The sequence below is a fragment of the Humisphaera borealis genome (assembly GCF_015169395.1).
Lineage (GTDB): Bacteria > Planctomycetota > Phycisphaerae > Tepidisphaerales > Tepidisphaeraceae > Humisphaera > Humisphaera borealis.
In genome coordinates this window covers 5,149,273-5,163,792 of the sequence record NZ_CP063458.1, presented here as the reverse complement: position 1 = coordinate 5,163,792, position 14,520 = coordinate 5,149,273, and the positions used below count along the sequence as shown (strand labels likewise).

12 protein-coding genes are annotated in these 14,520 nt (G+C 63.6%); 4 read left to right on the top strand and 8 right to left on the bottom strand.

The features are described 5' to 3' along the window. Positions 1–2: 2 nt before the first annotated feature. On the bottom strand, positions 3–836 hold the full coding sequence (ccsA, locus tag IPV69_RS19275) for a cytochrome c biogenesis protein CcsA (protein WP_206291350.1): 834 nt from the start codon (positions 834–836) through the stop codon (positions 3–5). 243 nt (positions 837–1,079) lie between these two features. Between ccsA and IPV69_RS19270 the strand changes: the two genes are divergently transcribed. Next, positions 1,080–2,024, top strand: coding sequence for a UbiA family prenyltransferase (locus IPV69_RS19270; protein WP_206291349.1), 945 nt, complete (start codon positions 1,080–1,082; stop codon positions 2,022–2,024). A 17-nt stretch (positions 2,025–2,041) separates the two neighbouring features. Here the strand turns inward: IPV69_RS19270 and IPV69_RS19265 are convergent, their stop codons facing one another. The 6 genes from IPV69_RS19265 to gcvT form a co-directional block, all read right to left on the bottom strand. Next, on the bottom strand, positions 2,042–3,013 hold the full coding sequence (locus IPV69_RS19265) for a class I SAM-dependent methyltransferase (protein ID WP_206291348.1): 972 nt from the start codon (positions 3,011–3,013) through the stop codon (positions 2,042–2,044). Then, positions 3,010–4,527, bottom strand: coding sequence for an ABC transporter ATP-binding protein (locus IPV69_RS19260; protein ID WP_206291347.1), 1,518 nt, complete (start codon positions 4,525–4,527; stop codon positions 3,010–3,012). Before IPV69_RS19260 ends, IPV69_RS19265 begins: the two co-directional genes overlap by 4 nt. A gap of 70 nt (positions 4,528–4,597) precedes the next feature. Continuing rightward, positions 4,598–5,404 carry a metallophosphoesterase gene (locus IPV69_RS19255; protein WP_206291346.1) on the bottom strand — a complete coding sequence of 269 codons (807 nt, stop codon included), beginning with the start codon at positions 5,402–5,404 and terminating at the stop codon, positions 4,598–4,600. Between the two features lie 152 nt (positions 5,405–5,556). Further along, a complete protein-coding gene (gene gcvP / locus IPV69_RS19250; RefSeq protein ID WP_390884421.1) occupies positions 5,557–8,478 on the bottom strand; it encodes an aminomethyl-transferring glycine dehydrogenase in 2,922 nt (973 codons plus the stop codon). A gap of 208 nt (positions 8,479–8,686) precedes the next feature. Next, positions 8,687–9,070 (bottom strand): glycine cleavage system protein GcvH, encoded by a 384-nt coding sequence (gcvH, locus tag IPV69_RS19245; protein WP_206291344.1) that lies wholly within the window; start codon positions 9,068–9,070, stop codon positions 8,687–8,689. Positions 9,071–9,159: 89 nt separating this feature from the next. Next, positions 9,160–10,257 (bottom strand): glycine cleavage system aminomethyltransferase GcvT, encoded by a 1,098-nt coding sequence (gene gcvT, locus IPV69_RS19240; protein WP_206291343.1) that lies wholly within the window; start codon positions 10,255–10,257, stop codon positions 9,160–9,162. A gap of 307 nt (positions 10,258–10,564) precedes the next feature. Here gcvT and IPV69_RS19235 point away from each other — a divergent pair, with 307 nt between their 5' ends. The 3 genes from IPV69_RS19235 to IPV69_RS19225 all read left to right on the top strand — a co-directional run bounded on the left by IPV69_RS19235 (position 10,565) and on the right by IPV69_RS19225 (position 13,110). Next, positions 10,565–11,185, top strand: a complete 621-nt coding sequence (locus IPV69_RS19235) for an RNA polymerase sigma factor (protein ID WP_206291342.1) — start codon at positions 10,565–10,567, stop codon at positions 11,183–11,185. Between the two features lie 49 nt (positions 11,186–11,234). Further along, positions 11,235–11,840 (top strand): hypothetical protein, encoded by a 606-nt coding sequence (locus IPV69_RS19230; RefSeq protein ID WP_206291341.1) that lies wholly within the window; start codon positions 11,235–11,237, stop codon positions 11,838–11,840. A gap of 226 nt (positions 11,841–12,066) precedes the next feature. Then, the gene (locus tag IPV69_RS19225; RefSeq protein WP_206291340.1) at positions 12,067–13,110 is read left to right on the top strand and encodes a PDZ domain-containing protein; all 1,044 of its coding nucleotides are present in this window, start codon (positions 12,067–12,069) and stop codon (positions 13,108–13,110) included. 129 nt (positions 13,111–13,239) lie between these two features. On the opposite strand, the gene IPV69_RS19220 is transcribed toward IPV69_RS19225, so the two are convergent. Continuing rightward, positions 13,240–14,520 (bottom strand): DUF1552 domain-containing protein, encoded by a 1,281-nt coding sequence (locus IPV69_RS19220; protein WP_206291339.1) that lies wholly within the window; start codon positions 14,518–14,520, stop codon positions 13,240–13,242.

The following is a 14,520-nucleotide window of genomic DNA, read 5'->3' as shown; positions in this document are numbered from 1 at the left end:
ACTCACCTGCCACTCGGCACAAACTGCACCGCGACGACAGTGCCGACCATCAGCGCGAATCCGACCACGCTCAACACAGCTGCCCGGCGGCCTCTGAAGCTCGGATTGATCGGCGAGTGCAGGACAACCGCGTAAACAACCCAGACGCACAACGCCAGCAGCACCTTCGGATTCAGATACCACTGGTCGCCCAGCCGCGTGTCGCCGGGGGTCTCGGCGATGCGGGCCAGGCCGGTGATGGCGCCGATCGTCAGCAGGCCGAAACCCAAACCGACCGACAGCAGTGTCAGGTGTTCGAGGCGTTCGAGGCTACCCATTCGCGGCCCCGGACCTGCAATCCTCGCCGACTTCAATCGGCGGCTGACCCAGAGGAACATCAGTCCGCCCGCACAGGCGATCGCAAACGCAACCGCACCGCCGTACGCGGCAATCCGGTGGACCCAGGACCAGGTCGTATTCACGTAGTCATGCGGCTGGGTGCGCCCGAAGACGACGGCAGCGGTCATCAGCAGGATCACGATCGGAAGTAGAAAGCCTTCCAACCCTCGCAGCGGCCGGAATACCTGCATGTAAAGCACGAAACCCGCCAGCAGCACGCCAAGACAAACCAGCGTGTCGAAATTGTCGCCCAGTGGAATCCAGGTACCGCGTTCGGCCGAATGCCAGATCAGAACGCCGACGCTGGAGAGCAACCCAAGGTAGGCGACAACCTTACCGACGACGCGCAGCCCTTCGTGATCGCGCCGCAGGCGCAGCAGCGAACAGATCGTCGCTACTGCAAAGCAGGCGATCGTTGCGACCAGAAGGGCAATCTGTCCGTTGGAAACGTTATGCATCGGCGCGGTGCTAATCCTCCACCCGCGCCGCCAGCGCAGGTCACAAGTCCCACATAGTAGTCGATCGCACGGGCGCGGGTCCAACAGGCCGTTTCCGCGGTGTATCGATGTACCGCAGGTCACCGGCATCCCCGCGGATTACACATGCCGCGGTTATCGGTCGCTCAGCCTCATCCATTGGGCAATCCCGATTTCGCGACTTATGATCGATTTCGCGGCCCATGATCGATTCGACCGTCCTCAATGCAGCAATCCGTCAACCAACGCCAGCCTGCCAGCCTGCCTGTCGCCGCGTTGCGAGCGCTGAGGCCGCACCAATGGGTCAAGAACGTTCTTCTGCTGCTTCCGCTTCTGCTGGCGCACGTCCTTCCCTGGCACGGGCATACGGCTCTGCGGCAGTGGTTTGCCGCCGTTGGCGGATTCACCGCGTTCTGCCTGGCGGCATCGGCGATCTACCTGATCAATGACCTCAAAGACCTGGAAGTTGACCGTCTTCATCCCACCAAGCGCCAGCGGCCTTTCGCATCAGGAGCGCTTTCCACCCGCATCGGCCCGCCGCTGATTTGTGCCCTGCTCGCCGTCGCGGCCGCACTCTGCGCCGCCCTGCCTTGGCACTTTGGTGCGTCGCTCGCGGTCTACGTCACGCTCGGCGTGGCGTACTCGGTGTGGTTCAAGCAGCGATTACTGCTGGACGTCTTCGTCCTGGCCGGACTCTACACGCTTCGACTCCTCGCCGGCGGTTACGCGGGCAGCGTCGAGGTGAGCAAATGGTTGCTCGCGTTCTCGATCTTCTTCTTTGTGTCGCTCGCGTTTGCCAAGCGCTATGCGGAACTGGTCCTGCTCTCGGGCGTCGGGCAGACCGAGGCCCGGGGACGCAGCTACGACACTGGCGACCTCCGGCTCGTCGAAAGCGCGGGCCTCGCCAGCGGATACCTCGCCGTGCTGGTCATGGCGCTCTACATCAACGATACGTCCAGCGCCGCGTCGAAGCTCTATACGGCCCCCGTGTTCCTCTGGATGCTCTGCCCCCTGCTGATGTACTGGATCACCCGCGTCTGGTTCGTCGCCGGGCGGAAAGCGCTCGACGACGACCCCATCCTTTTCGCGATCAAAGACCGCGTGAGCTGGTGCACGCTGGTGATGGCGATCGCGATTGTCATCGCGGCGTGGCAGCCGTGGCACACTTAGCGAGGACGCTGCCCGCCCTACTTGAGGCGTTCGACCTCGGCGACCAGACCTTCGATCACCGCCAGGCGCTTGTTGGCCTCGGCGAGATACGAATCGCGCTCGCCGGTCGCGTCGAGCAAGGCCTGCGTCAGCCGACCGCCCGCCGTCGCCTGAAGTGCCGTCGCCTGCGACGCAGCCGGATGGCGCGCAACCGTCTGTCGGGCGGCGACAAAATACATGTCATACTGGTGGAAGATCGGCGGCTCGAAAATCACCGTCGGCAGCCCGATCTCGCGCATCAGTCGCCCGGCGCTCGACTCACTGAATAGCAACAGATGCTCTGGTGCTTTGCCCCGCATGTGATTCAGGAAGTAGTCGTTGGCTCCAGCCATCTGGGCGAACGTGCGATGTTCCGGATAGCGCGGCGTCTGGGCGATAAGGACGCCGTCGGGCTTCAGCAGCGACGCGACGTGCTTCATCGTGCCGATCGGGTCCGGGAGATGTTCCAGCACGTCCATCATGACGATGGCATCGAGCGACCCGGGCGCGATCGGTTGTTGCTCCACCGGGCCCAGATGCATCGGCACGCCAAAGGTCTGCCGGGCGAAATCGACGATATACGGGCTTAGCTCCAGCCCGGCCGCGTCGTAGCCGGCGGATCGCAGCATCGCCACGAAGCCGCCGTGCGCGCTGCCCAGTTCCAAAACGTTCGCCGGCGGCAGCTTGAATGCGAGCAAGGTCCGCAGCCAATAGACGCACCGCTCGGGCAGGTCGGTTCGGGCTCGGGAGGTGATGTCGGGCAGGCCGACATCCTGTTCCTGGTGTTCGAACCAGTAGCTCTTCCCGTACAGGCCGCCTTCGTCGGCGCCGACATGGAGAATCTCGTCCGCCGGCCTGCCTCGCTGGCGGGAGACCAGGGTCTGGCAGTCGCCGCAATGCAGAAACTCCGGGCCGAAATCGGCCAAGCTCGTGTTGCCGCACCAGCAGGAGATGGGGTTTGACGTCGTCATGCGGATTGCGGCGAAGAATGGGGGGTGAGCGTTGAAGCGGTATTGGGCGTGATCGGCGCTGCACCTGGAATGGACTCGGACCGGCTTCCCAGAATCACGCCATCCACCCGACTGCGCAAGTTCGCCGGCCCGAAGCTGGTACGAGGCCGGCCGGCAGCGGGGATGACCGCTATCTTCGCGGCGTGCGGCAGCTCGCGATAGCGGTCGCCGCCGATGTGTTGATTCCAGCCGATCGGAGATGTCGGGTCTGGAAGCGCCTGGCCGGCCGAGAGCGTCAGCGTGTATTCGCCGGGCTCCAGGTCGAGCTTGATCGCGAATCGCGTAACGATGTCCATCCCGGCGGTCATGTCGATCGGCATCAGCCCTGCGTTCACCCAGCCGCGAGCGAACAGCAGGCGGTTGTGGCGGTCAAACACCGCGACACCGAGATTGACAGCTTTCGCATCGTGCAGCCCCACCGTCTGCATGAAGACCGAAAGCCATTGCCCCTGCTGGACGACCGGTTCAGGGCTTCCGTCGTCGCGTGCAAAACAGACGCCAGTGATCTCGACCGCGCCGGTCCCGAAGCCTTCGCGCATGTCCGGACGTTGCCACGGCAGAGTGCGGGAAAGATCGAGGGAGACCGGTTGGAACTGCGGCGCGGCCTCGATGACCTCGGGCGCTTCGCTGGGAACGCGAGCGTCATCGCCCGCCGTCGCCGCAGGCGACATATGAGTTGGCGCTGGCACGGACGCCCGCGTTCCCGGCTGACCTGCGCCGCCGAGCGCGTAGTAGATGCCGATACCGGTCTTCTTGTCCCCGTCGTGCCGGACCGTTCCGCCGTGCAGCACCAGGACCCGGTCGCACAGTGCCTCGACCGCGGCCAGGTCGTGGCTGACGAAGAGCATGGTCGTGCCGCCGGCCCGCATCTCCTGCAATCGCTGCGTGCATTTCTGCTGAAAGAAGACGTCGCCGACGCTCAGTGCCTCATCGACGACGAACACATCGGGGTCGAAGCACGCGAACATGCTGAAAACCAACCGCACCAGCATGCCGCTGCTGTAGAGGCCCACCGGTCGATCGAAGAACCCCGGCGGCAGGTCGGCAAAGCGTTCGATCTCCGGCAGTTTCTGCTCGGCGTACCCGCCGGGGAAGTCGAGCAGCCGAGACGACGTGATGACATTCTGCCGCCCCGTCAGAAGCGGGTTCACACCGGTGCCCAACTCTAGCAGACTCAACACCCGGCCACGCGCCACGAACGTGCCTTCAGTCGGGTAGAGCGCGCCGGAGAGGATCTTCAGCAGTGTGCTTTTCCCCGATCCGTTAACGCCGATCACCCCCAGCGATTCGCCGCGAGAGAGTGAAAAGCTGACGTCGCGCAATGCCCAGAAGTCGTCGTGAAGCTTGCGCCGGCCCAGCGAAAGCCATTCGGCCGCGCGCTTCCAGGGCGTGGGGTAGATGGCAAACTTCTTGCCCAGGCGTTCGACCCGCACTGCGGGTTGTTCGGAAATGTCTCCTGGAGAACCGTCGCTCACGTCGTGCAATGTAGGGGGCGAAAAGGGTCGTCACAAGCGAACGACCCGCGGCCGAGACATCGAGGCCGTGCTACGGCAGGTTGCCCGGTCGCACCAGCTCGATCTCGATCACCTCTGGCGGACAGAAGATGCGAAGTTGCAACGTCGTCGAACCGAAGCCTCGGCCGACGACAAGCCAGGTGTCTTCGACGCGGTGAATCCCGGTGCAGAGCCGCCGTGGCAGGCTGTCGTGTTTGAGAATCGGAATGCCGCCGGGCAGGCAGCACTGTCCGCCGTGGGTGTGCCCGGCGAGGAACAGATGCGGCCGCAAAGCCGCCGTGCGGAGCAGATGATCCGGAAAGTGTGACAGCACAATGCGGACGGTCTTGTCGCCGCTTAGCGGAGGCGGCGGCATCTGGCTGACGAACTCCCGAGGCAGATCCCGCCGAACTGCGCCGGGGAGGCCGATCAGTTCAACGGTCGCGCCGTTGACAGCAATCGTCCGCCGTTCGCCGCAGATCGCCTGCAATGGCATCTCGAGAAGCCGGGGGAGAAAGTGAAGCCGGTCGTGATTGCCGAGGATCGCGTAAACGCCCTGCTTCGCCCGGAAACCCTCGGCGAGCCGCCGCGCCGAGGGCAATGCCTCGCTGTGGTCCTTCTTATTGTCCACAAAGTCGCCGGTGAACAGCAGCAGGTCGGCGTTTGCCTGTGCGATCCGTTCGAGCAGGCAGTCATAGGCTTCGTGCCAGGGTCCGCGCACGTGCAGATCGGTCAGATGGATGATTCGCAACCCTACGAGCTGCGGCGGAAGGTTGGGGATCTCCAGCTTCGCATGATTCCACTCGAAGTCGAAGGGCGTGCTGATTTGAAACCAGCGGCCCCTGCGCGGGCGATGCACATGCGCTCGGGGGGCGGGCGAGTCCGTTGGGGTTTGAGACGTCACGTCGCGGAGAAGGTTACCTGATTAGCGGTCGCACCGCAGGTGCACGCTTCGGGCACGAACACTGAATCGAAAAACTCAGAGTGCACCTCCGGTGCGACCGCTAAACATCACGTTTGATACGTATCCATCGGCGGACACGTACAGACGAGGTTGCGATCGCCATAGGGGTTGTCGATCCGCCCCACCGCCGGCCAGAACTTGCTGTCGCGGAGCGAAGCACGCGGGTAGGCCGCCTGCGAGCGCGGGTACTTGTGCTTCCATTCGTCCGCCGTGACCGCCACCATGGTGTGCGGGGCATGCTTCAACGGGTTGTCGGTGCGGTCTGACTTTCCGGCCTCGATCTCAGCGATTTCCTGGCGGATGCCGATCATCGCGTCACAGAACCGGTCGAGTTCCCACTTCGGTTCGCTCTCCGTCGGCTCGACCATCAGCGTGCCGGGAACCGGCCAGCTCATCGTCGGGGCGTGGAAGCTGTAGTCCATAAGCCGCTTGGCGATGTCTTCGACCTTGATACCCGCCGCGTGATCGAAGTCGCGGCAGTCCATCACGCACTCGTGCGCAACGAAGCCGTTACGGCCCTTGAACAGCGTCGGGTAGTGCCCTTCCAGCCGCTTGGCGATGTAGTTGGCATTCAGGATCGCGACCTGCGTCGCCTTGGTCAGCCCCTCCGCGCCCATCATGCGGATGTACATCCAGGGGATGACCAGGATGCTCGCACTGCCGTAGTTCGCTGCGCTCACCGGGCCGACGGCACCTGAAGTCGAAAGTCCGCCCTGGCTCAGAGGATTGCCGGGCAGGAACGGTGCCAAATGCTTGGCGACGCAGATCGGCCCCATGCCCGGGCCGCCGCCACCGTGGGGGATGCAGAAGGTCTTGTGCAGGTTCAGGTGGCAGACGTCGGCGCCGATGTCGCCGGGGCTGGTCAGGCCGACCTGGGCGTTCATGTTCGCGCCGTCCATGTAGACCTGTCCGCCGTGGCTGTGGATGACCTGGCAGATCTCGCGGACGTCTTCTTCGAACACGCCGTGCGTGCTCGGGTAGGTGATCATCAGCGCGGACAGGTTCGCGGCGTGCTCCGCGGCCTTGGCCTTGAGGTCGGCCAGATCGATGTTGCCGTTCTCGTCACAGGCGCAGACGACGACTTTCATGCCGGCGACGACAGCGCTGCTGGGGTTGGTGCCGTGGGCACTGACGGGAATGAGGCAGACGTTGCGGTGGTGATCGCCGCGCGATTCGTGGTATCCGCGGATCGCCAGCAGGCCGGCGTATTCGCCTTGCGAGCCGGCGTTCGGCTGAAGCGAGACGGCTGCAAAGCCCGTGCAGGACGCGAGCCACTTTTCCAGATCGCTGAACAGCTTCGCGTACCCCGCAGACTGCTCGGCCGGGGCGAACGGGTGGATGTTGCCGAACTCCGGCCAGGTGACGGGGAACATCTCGGCGGCCGCGTTCAGCTTCATTGTGCAGGAGCCGAGCGGGATCATCGAGTGCGTCAGCGACAGGTCGCGACCTTCGAGCTTCTTGATGTACCGCAGCATCTCCGTTTCGCTGTGATAACGGTTGAAGATCGGGTGCTGAAGGAACTTGCTCTTGCGCTCGAAGCCGCCGGGCGAGGGTACGTTCTCGAAGTCGGCGCGGCTCATGTCCGAGAGGATCATTTCCGCGTCTTCCGACGGAGTGAAGCAGAGCAGGATCTTCTCGACGTCTTCCAGCGTGGTCGTCTCATCGACGGTGACGCCAATGTTGCCGTCTTCGTAGACGCGGAAGTTCATGCCCAATTCTTCGCTCTTACGAATCGCCATCTTCGGCATCGGCGTGCCGACGCGGAGGGTGTCGAAGAACGGGTCGGAGCCGCAGCTGATGCCGAAGCGGTCGAGGCCCATCTGAATAAGGCGGGTCAGGCCGTGTACGCGGCGGGCGATCTTCGTAAGGCCTTCGGGGCCGTGCCAGACGGCGTACATGCCGGCCATCACCGCCAGCAGCACCTGCGCGGTGCAGATGTTGCTGGTGGCTTTTTCGCGACGGATGTGCTGTTCGCGGGTCTGAATCGCCAGGCGATACGCCGGGTTGCCGTGAGAGTCTTTCGACACGCCGACAATACGGCCGGGCATCTTGCGGGCGAACTCGGTCTTGGTCGCGATGTACGCCGCGTGCGGGCCGCCGAAGCCCATCGGAACGCCGAACCGCTGGGTGGAACCGACGGCAATATCCGCGCCCCATTCGCCGGGCGGCTTGATGAGCGTGAGGGCCAGGATGTCGGCGGCGGCGACGACCATCGCGCCAACGGCGTGAGCCTGCTTTGCGACGTCGGCGTAGTCGAGAAGCCGGCCGTCGGTGGTCGGGTATTGCACCAGCACGCCACAAAGCGTTGAGAGGTCTTTCACCGACGCCGTCAGGTCGAACTCATCGCCGACAACGCACTCAATGCCGACCGATTTGGCCCGGGTCTGCACGACCGCGATCGTCTGCGGATGACAGTCGGCCGACACCAGGAACACCTTGCGGTTCTCATCGGTCGCGACCGACCGGCACATCGCCATCGCCTCGGCGGCGGCGGTGCCTTCGTCCAGCAGGCTGGCGTTTGCCAGCGGCAGGCCGGTGAGGTCCGAGACCATCGTCTGGTAGTTCAGCAGCGCTTCGAGCCGGCCTTGCGAAATCTCCGCCTGGTATGGCGTGTACTGCGTGTACCAGCCGGGGTTCTCAAGAATGTTCCGCTGAATGACCGGCGGGCAGATCGTGCCGGTGTAGCCCATGCCGATGTACGACTTGAAGACCTTGTTCTGGCTGACGATCGCGCGGAGCTCGGTCAGTGCCTCGAACTCGCTCGCCGCCGGGGGAACGAGCAACGGGCGGGCGCTGCGGATGGATTGCGGGACGGTCTTGCTGACCAGTTCATCCAGCGACTTGACGCCGATGAGTTCCAGCATCGCCTTCATCTCGGCCTCGGACGGACCGATGTGACGGCGGTCGAACGGATCGCCTAGGCTCGGAATCACACGGGGACCACTGCCGGGCTTGGGGGTCGGCTTCATTTCGATCGTGCTGGGAGTCATGACGGCTACATCTTCCCCCTCTCCCCTGTACTCGGGGGAGAGGGTTGTGGTGAGGGGCGGAACGGCGGCAAGCCTTCCCTCGGTCTATGGGCGAGTCCCCGGGGGCGAACTGGCGAATCGCGACGCCTGACGTTCGGCCCCTCACCCTAGCCCTCTCCCCTGAGTACTGGAGAGAGGGGATAAATCTTTAAGCGTGCCCGGTCTTCTTGTCGTAATCGGCAGACGACAGGAGCGTCTCCACATCGGCCGGGTTGGTCGGCTTGATCTTGACCATCCACCCACCGGCGAACGGGTCGCTGTTGACGAGGCCGGGATTATTGGTCAGCGCGTCGTTGACGGCGACCACCTCGCCCGCCACGCCGGTGTACAGATCGCTGGTCGTCTTGACCGATTCGATTTCCCCGAACCGCCCCTTGGCGGCGAGCTTCGTGCCGACCTTTGGAAGCTGTACGTAGGTGATATCGGTCAGTTCGTCGGCGGCATGCTGTGTGATGCCGATGACGACGGTATCGCCTTCGAGCTTGTGCCACTCGTGCGACTCGAGATAACGACGATCGGTGGGTGTTGCCATAAGTAGGGTCCGCATTGGCGGACGCGAAACGGTTTCACTGGATCAAAGGGTCGTGCCGCAGGACGAAAACGCGTCCGCCAAGGCGGACCCTACGTTCGCTTGTAGAACGGCGACGGAACCACCTTCGCGGGGTTCAGCGTTCCCTTAAGGTCGGCTGACACGGCCGTGCCGATGTCGCTCTTACCTGCGTCAACGTACGCCAAGGCAATGCTCTTCTGCAGCGTCGGGCTGAAGGTACCGCTCGTCACCTCGCCAATGGGTTTGCCGGTGTCGTCCACGATCGGCGTTCCCTGACGGGCGATTCGGCGGCCTTCCAGTTCCAGGCCGACCAGCTTTCGCTTCGGGCCGGCGGCGGCGATCGCCTTAAGCGCTGTCGAGCCGATGAAGTCTTTCGTCAGGTCGACCGCCCAGCCGAGGCCGGCGGAGATCGGGTCGCCCTGTTCGCCCAGCTCATGACCGTAGAGCGGCATGCCCGCCTCCAGCCGCAGTGTATCGCGAGCACCCAGGCCGGCGGCGCGAATCGTCGCATCGGGCTTGTCGAGGCTGCCCGTCAGCATCTTGACCGCCATTGTGGCCGCCCGCGCGGGGATGACCACCTCCACGCCGTCTTCACCCGTATAGCCCGATCGGTAGACGGTGAACGGCGTCATGAACAGCTCTTCGCTGACGAAGCTGTAGCGCTTCATACCGCGAATGTCGACCGGCAGCACCTCGGCGATGCGGTCGATGACCTTCGGCCCCTGGATCGCGACCATCGCCGTGCTTTCGGTCTCGTCGGCCATGTCGAAATCAAGCGACTTATCATGGCGAACCGCGTGGAAATGTTTGACCAGCTTTTCCCGGTTGCTGGCATTACAGACCATCGCCCAGTGCTTGAGGTCTTTGCTGACGATGACATCGTCCAGCACGCCGCCGGCCTCATTGCAGACAAGGCTGTAGCGGCACTGACCGAGCTTTTGCGTTTGGATGTTTCGGGTGAGAATCAGGTCGAGGAACCTGGTCGCATCAGGGCCGGTAAACTGCAGACGTCCCATGTGCGAGACGTCAAACAGGGAACCCGAGTTGCGGGTCTGGTTGTGCTCGTCAACGATCGACTTGTAGACGATCGGCATCTCCCAGCCGGCGAAATCGACCAGACGAGCGCCGGCAGCGACATGGAAGTCGTGGAAGGGAGTCCGCTTAAGCATTAGTTCTGAAGGTATGGGCAAGACGCGGGGGCGTCAAGCTCGGGGACGATCTCTACGAAGGTTCTGAAAGTGCTTATTATAACGATACTCTTCACAGCGATCACACCCGGCGGTCCGTCTATTCCGCGGGTTTGCGACGTGGCCTTGTTCTTCGCGGACCACACCGCGTCGCGTTGAAATTGGTCCTGAGCGATCAGTCGCGAAACAACGGTCCGAGGAACGGTTAGAATTGAGCGATTCGGCCGTCTATGGTGTCAGTGCGACTCGCGTAGGTAACGGTTAGCGGTCGAGCCGGGAGAGCGACGTCTTGGATCCCCTGCCCCAGGACTCTGAAGCGATTATCACCCTCGTGCGCCGCGCCCAGGAGCGCGACGCCGACGCTTTCGCCGCGCTGATCGGGCGATTCGAGCGGGTCGCACTCTCAGTCGCTTACGGCACCCTCGGCGACCCCCATGCCGCCGGCGATGCCGTGCAGGATGGATTCACCAAGGCCTGGGAGAAGGTCAAAGACCTGAAAGACCCGGGTCGCTTCGGCACCTGGCTTTGCGGCATCGTGCGGAACGGCGCGATTGACCAGCGCCGTCGGGCTCGGCTGGCTCCGAGGGCTCCGCTCGATTCGGCGCCCGAGGCCGCCGCCCCGGCGTCGGCGACGCTTGCCGGCCGGGACTGGGCCGATGACCCGAGCCGCTCGCTGGAATCACGCGAGCAGGAAGAACTGCTCGGCAAGGCGATCGAAGAACTGGATGACGTCAGCCGCACGATCGTCGTGCTGCGGTATTTCCAGGGACTGTCGAGCAAGGAGATCGGCCAGATCGTGGAAATGAATGCGACAGCGGTCGATATGCGGCTGAGCCGCGCCCGCCAACAGTTGAAGCAAACGCTGCTGACCAACCAGGCGTTCGCGGAGGAAAGTGCCAGGACTGCGTGAATGACCGAGATGTCCCAGTTCCCAACGTTTAACTCACTACTTTTCACCCATGGCTCCCATCGACGATGACACCCTCGACCGCCTGCTGACGCGACACCTGTCGGCGCGCCTGGACGGCCAGCTCGGCCGTGCCGAAGCTGCGTTCCGGCAGCGGATCGCGGAGGAACGCCATTCTTCCGGCCCCGGCATCGCGCCCCTGCGCCTGGTCGGCGATGCAGACACCGAAGTCGGCCAGACGAGCAATGGTCGCTCGCTTGCCCGCCCCCACGTCAGCTTCTGGAACCGCCCCGCCGGCTGGATGACCGGCATCATCGGTACCGCCGTCGCCGCTTCGCTGGCGACGCTGATGCTGCTGCCCAAGGCGGGAATCGATACCGAGGGCGGCACGAGCGGCAGAGTCGCATCGACCCAGCAAACCACCCCCGATACGGATCGCCGCCTCTCACCGACGACGAACCAGCCCATGGTTCGCTACGTCTACAACCAAACCTGGGACGAAGGCACGGTCACACCCGGCGGTGCCAGCACGCCGCTGCGGCGGGTGCGTCACCAGCAGGTCGAACACTTGCGCTACTACGACGCCGCCCGCGGCGCCTGGGTGGAAGTCACTGTGCCCAAAGAAGACGTCGAGCACTTCGAGCTGGACACGTACTGAGTAACAGTCCTGAATGACGAATGACGAAAATCGAATGGCGAATGAAGCTCGAAATCCCAATGATCGAATTGGCAGGTGCTATTGGTCATTCGGGTTTTGAGCTTCATTCGCCATTCGATTTTCGTCATTCGTGATTTATCACGAACGCATCCATTCCGGTTAGAACCGCCCCCTCCGCCCGTCTGGTTTCCCGGGAGAGCCGTTCCAAATCTTTGTAGGAGCTTTCATGCGAAGCAGTGCCTTGAACGCCGTTCTGGCCGCAGCCTGTCTGACCGGGTCGGCCCTCGTGTCGTCGGCCGGCGCGCAGTCGGCCCGCGACGAGCGCCCCGAGAACCCGCGGCCGGCTCCCCGGGTTCCCGACGAACAACCACGCAACCCCCGCATGCCACAGGACGGCAGGCCCCAAGGCCAGGGACAAGGCATCGATCGGCCGATGCGGATCGAGTTGGACCTGAAGGCGGAGTTGGAAAAGGCCGCGTATCTCGGCGTCTCGACTTCGACGGCTTCCAAAGCGCTGCGACACCAGGTCGAGTTGCCCAACGGCGTCGGCCTGGTGGTCGATACCGTCGCCCCTGACAGCCCCGCCGCCGCCGCCGGACTTAAGCAGCACGATCTGCTCCACAAGCTCAACGACCAGTTGTTGGTCAACCCGCAGCAACTGGCGGTCCTGGTGCGAACGCAGAAGGCCGGCGATTCGATCAAGCTCACTGTCATTCGGGCGGGCAAGCCCGTGGAACTGACGGCCAAACTCATCGAGCGCGACCTGCCGCCGTTGGACGAACTTCGGCTGGGAGTCGAGCCGCGGATTCTGGAAGACCGCCTGATGAACTGGAACCAGGGCGGTCAGCCGGGCCAGCAGCCGCCGTTCATCAACGTCTTCCCGCGACCCGACGGCCCCCGGCCCGATGGCCAGGCGATGCCATTCCCGCTGTTGAACCAGAGCGGCACGGTCGCCTGGGACGACGGTACAGTCTCAATGGTGATCAGGATGGAGAACGGGAAGCAGACACTGGTCGCCAAGGACAAGGAAGGCAAAGAGCTGTTCAACGGTCCGATCGACACCGAAGAGCAGCGCAGCAAGCTCCCGCCGGAAGTCCGCGACCGCATGAAGAACGTGTCGTTACCCGGGATGATGCGTGGCGGATTCCGTCGCGATGGGGACCGCCGCGAGGGTGACCGCCGACCGGATGGCCAGCGTCCCGAAGGGGATCGACGCAGCGACACACCCAGGCCCGAAGGCGAAAAGCCGCAACGGCCGCCCGAGAACTGACACCGGTTCCTCGTTGCATGGGCCGGCGAAGACGCTCGCCCATGCAACACACCCTTAAACATGCGACCTGATCGGCGGACTTCCGAACCTCTGCCGGCCGTTCGCCACCTGCGACGTTACAGTAAGGTCTTAGACGTCATCCATCACCCGAGTGCTGCTTCCGAACGTCTGGGTCTCTACGCCGAGCTGCTGGAGGATTCGCACGTAGAGGTTACTGAGCGGCGAATTGTCCTTGCGGTCCTTGAGGACGTGGCCCTGGTGCTTGAAACCGCCTCCGGCAAGAAGGATGGGGAGATTCTCGCAGGTATGCGCCGAAGCATTGCTGAGGTTCGTCGCGTTGAGGATGACGGTGTGATCGAACAGCGTGCCTTCACCTTCCCGGACCTGCTGCATCGTGCCAAGGAACTGGCTGAAGAGCTTGAGCTCCGTCTCCTCGATCAGTGCGAGTTGCTCGATCTTCGTCTCGTCCTTGCCGTGATGTGACGCATCGTGGTGGGCGAGCGTAAGACCGTCGAGCTTGGCGCGGCCCGCGTCGCCGAGTGTCAGGAGGATGACGCGGGTGGAATCGGTCTGAAGCGCGAGCCGTGAAAGGTCGAGCCAGAGTGTTTCTCGCTCCCGGATAAGATTCGAATCGGGATCCATCCTGGGCACGGGGTAATCAACTTGGGGCTTGGGCTTGTTCAGCCAGGCCTCGCTGCGCACTAAACTCCGCTCGGTCTCGCGGATGGAGCTGAACATCAGTTCAATCCGCTGGCGATCCTCCGGGCCGAGCGTACGGCTGAGCGTCTTCGCTTCTGCATTGACCTGATCCAGAATGCTTCGCCCGGTCTGCAACCGGTGGAGCTCGCCGGCGACCTCGTCGGCGCTCCCGGCAGTGAACAGCTGCCGGAATACTGCGGTGGGACTCTTTTCCGTAGGTACGGGTACCCCTCGATCGGTCCAGGAAAAATTCCACTGCACCGGCTGTCCGATCACCAGGTTGCGATAGCGCGTGTCGCCGCCCATGCGTTCCGCGGCGTACTGATCGAGCGAAATCGAGTTGTGATGTTCTTTCGCTGGCTCCTTTATGCGGTCCCAGTTGACGCCGGTGAACAGGCCGGGCTCGCTGTGATGGTTGAAGTATTTCAGGTGCGAGACACCCGAGAACACGGTGAACTTTCCGCGGTGTTCTTCGAGGTGCCGCAGGTAGCGGGTGCTCTCGTAGCCGAGGCCGGGCTTGTCGGGAAAGAAGAAGGGCGCATGCAAGCCGAGATTGCGTGCGACCAGCAGGAGGCGCTTCGGTGGCGGCGATGCCGCGGCCCAGGTGCCGCGGGGCAGCATCGCTTCCAGGGCCGGGAGCGCAAGACACACCGCCCCTGCTCGAAGAAATCGGCGGCGATCGATCGGTTTGCGAAGGTTGATGTTGAACAT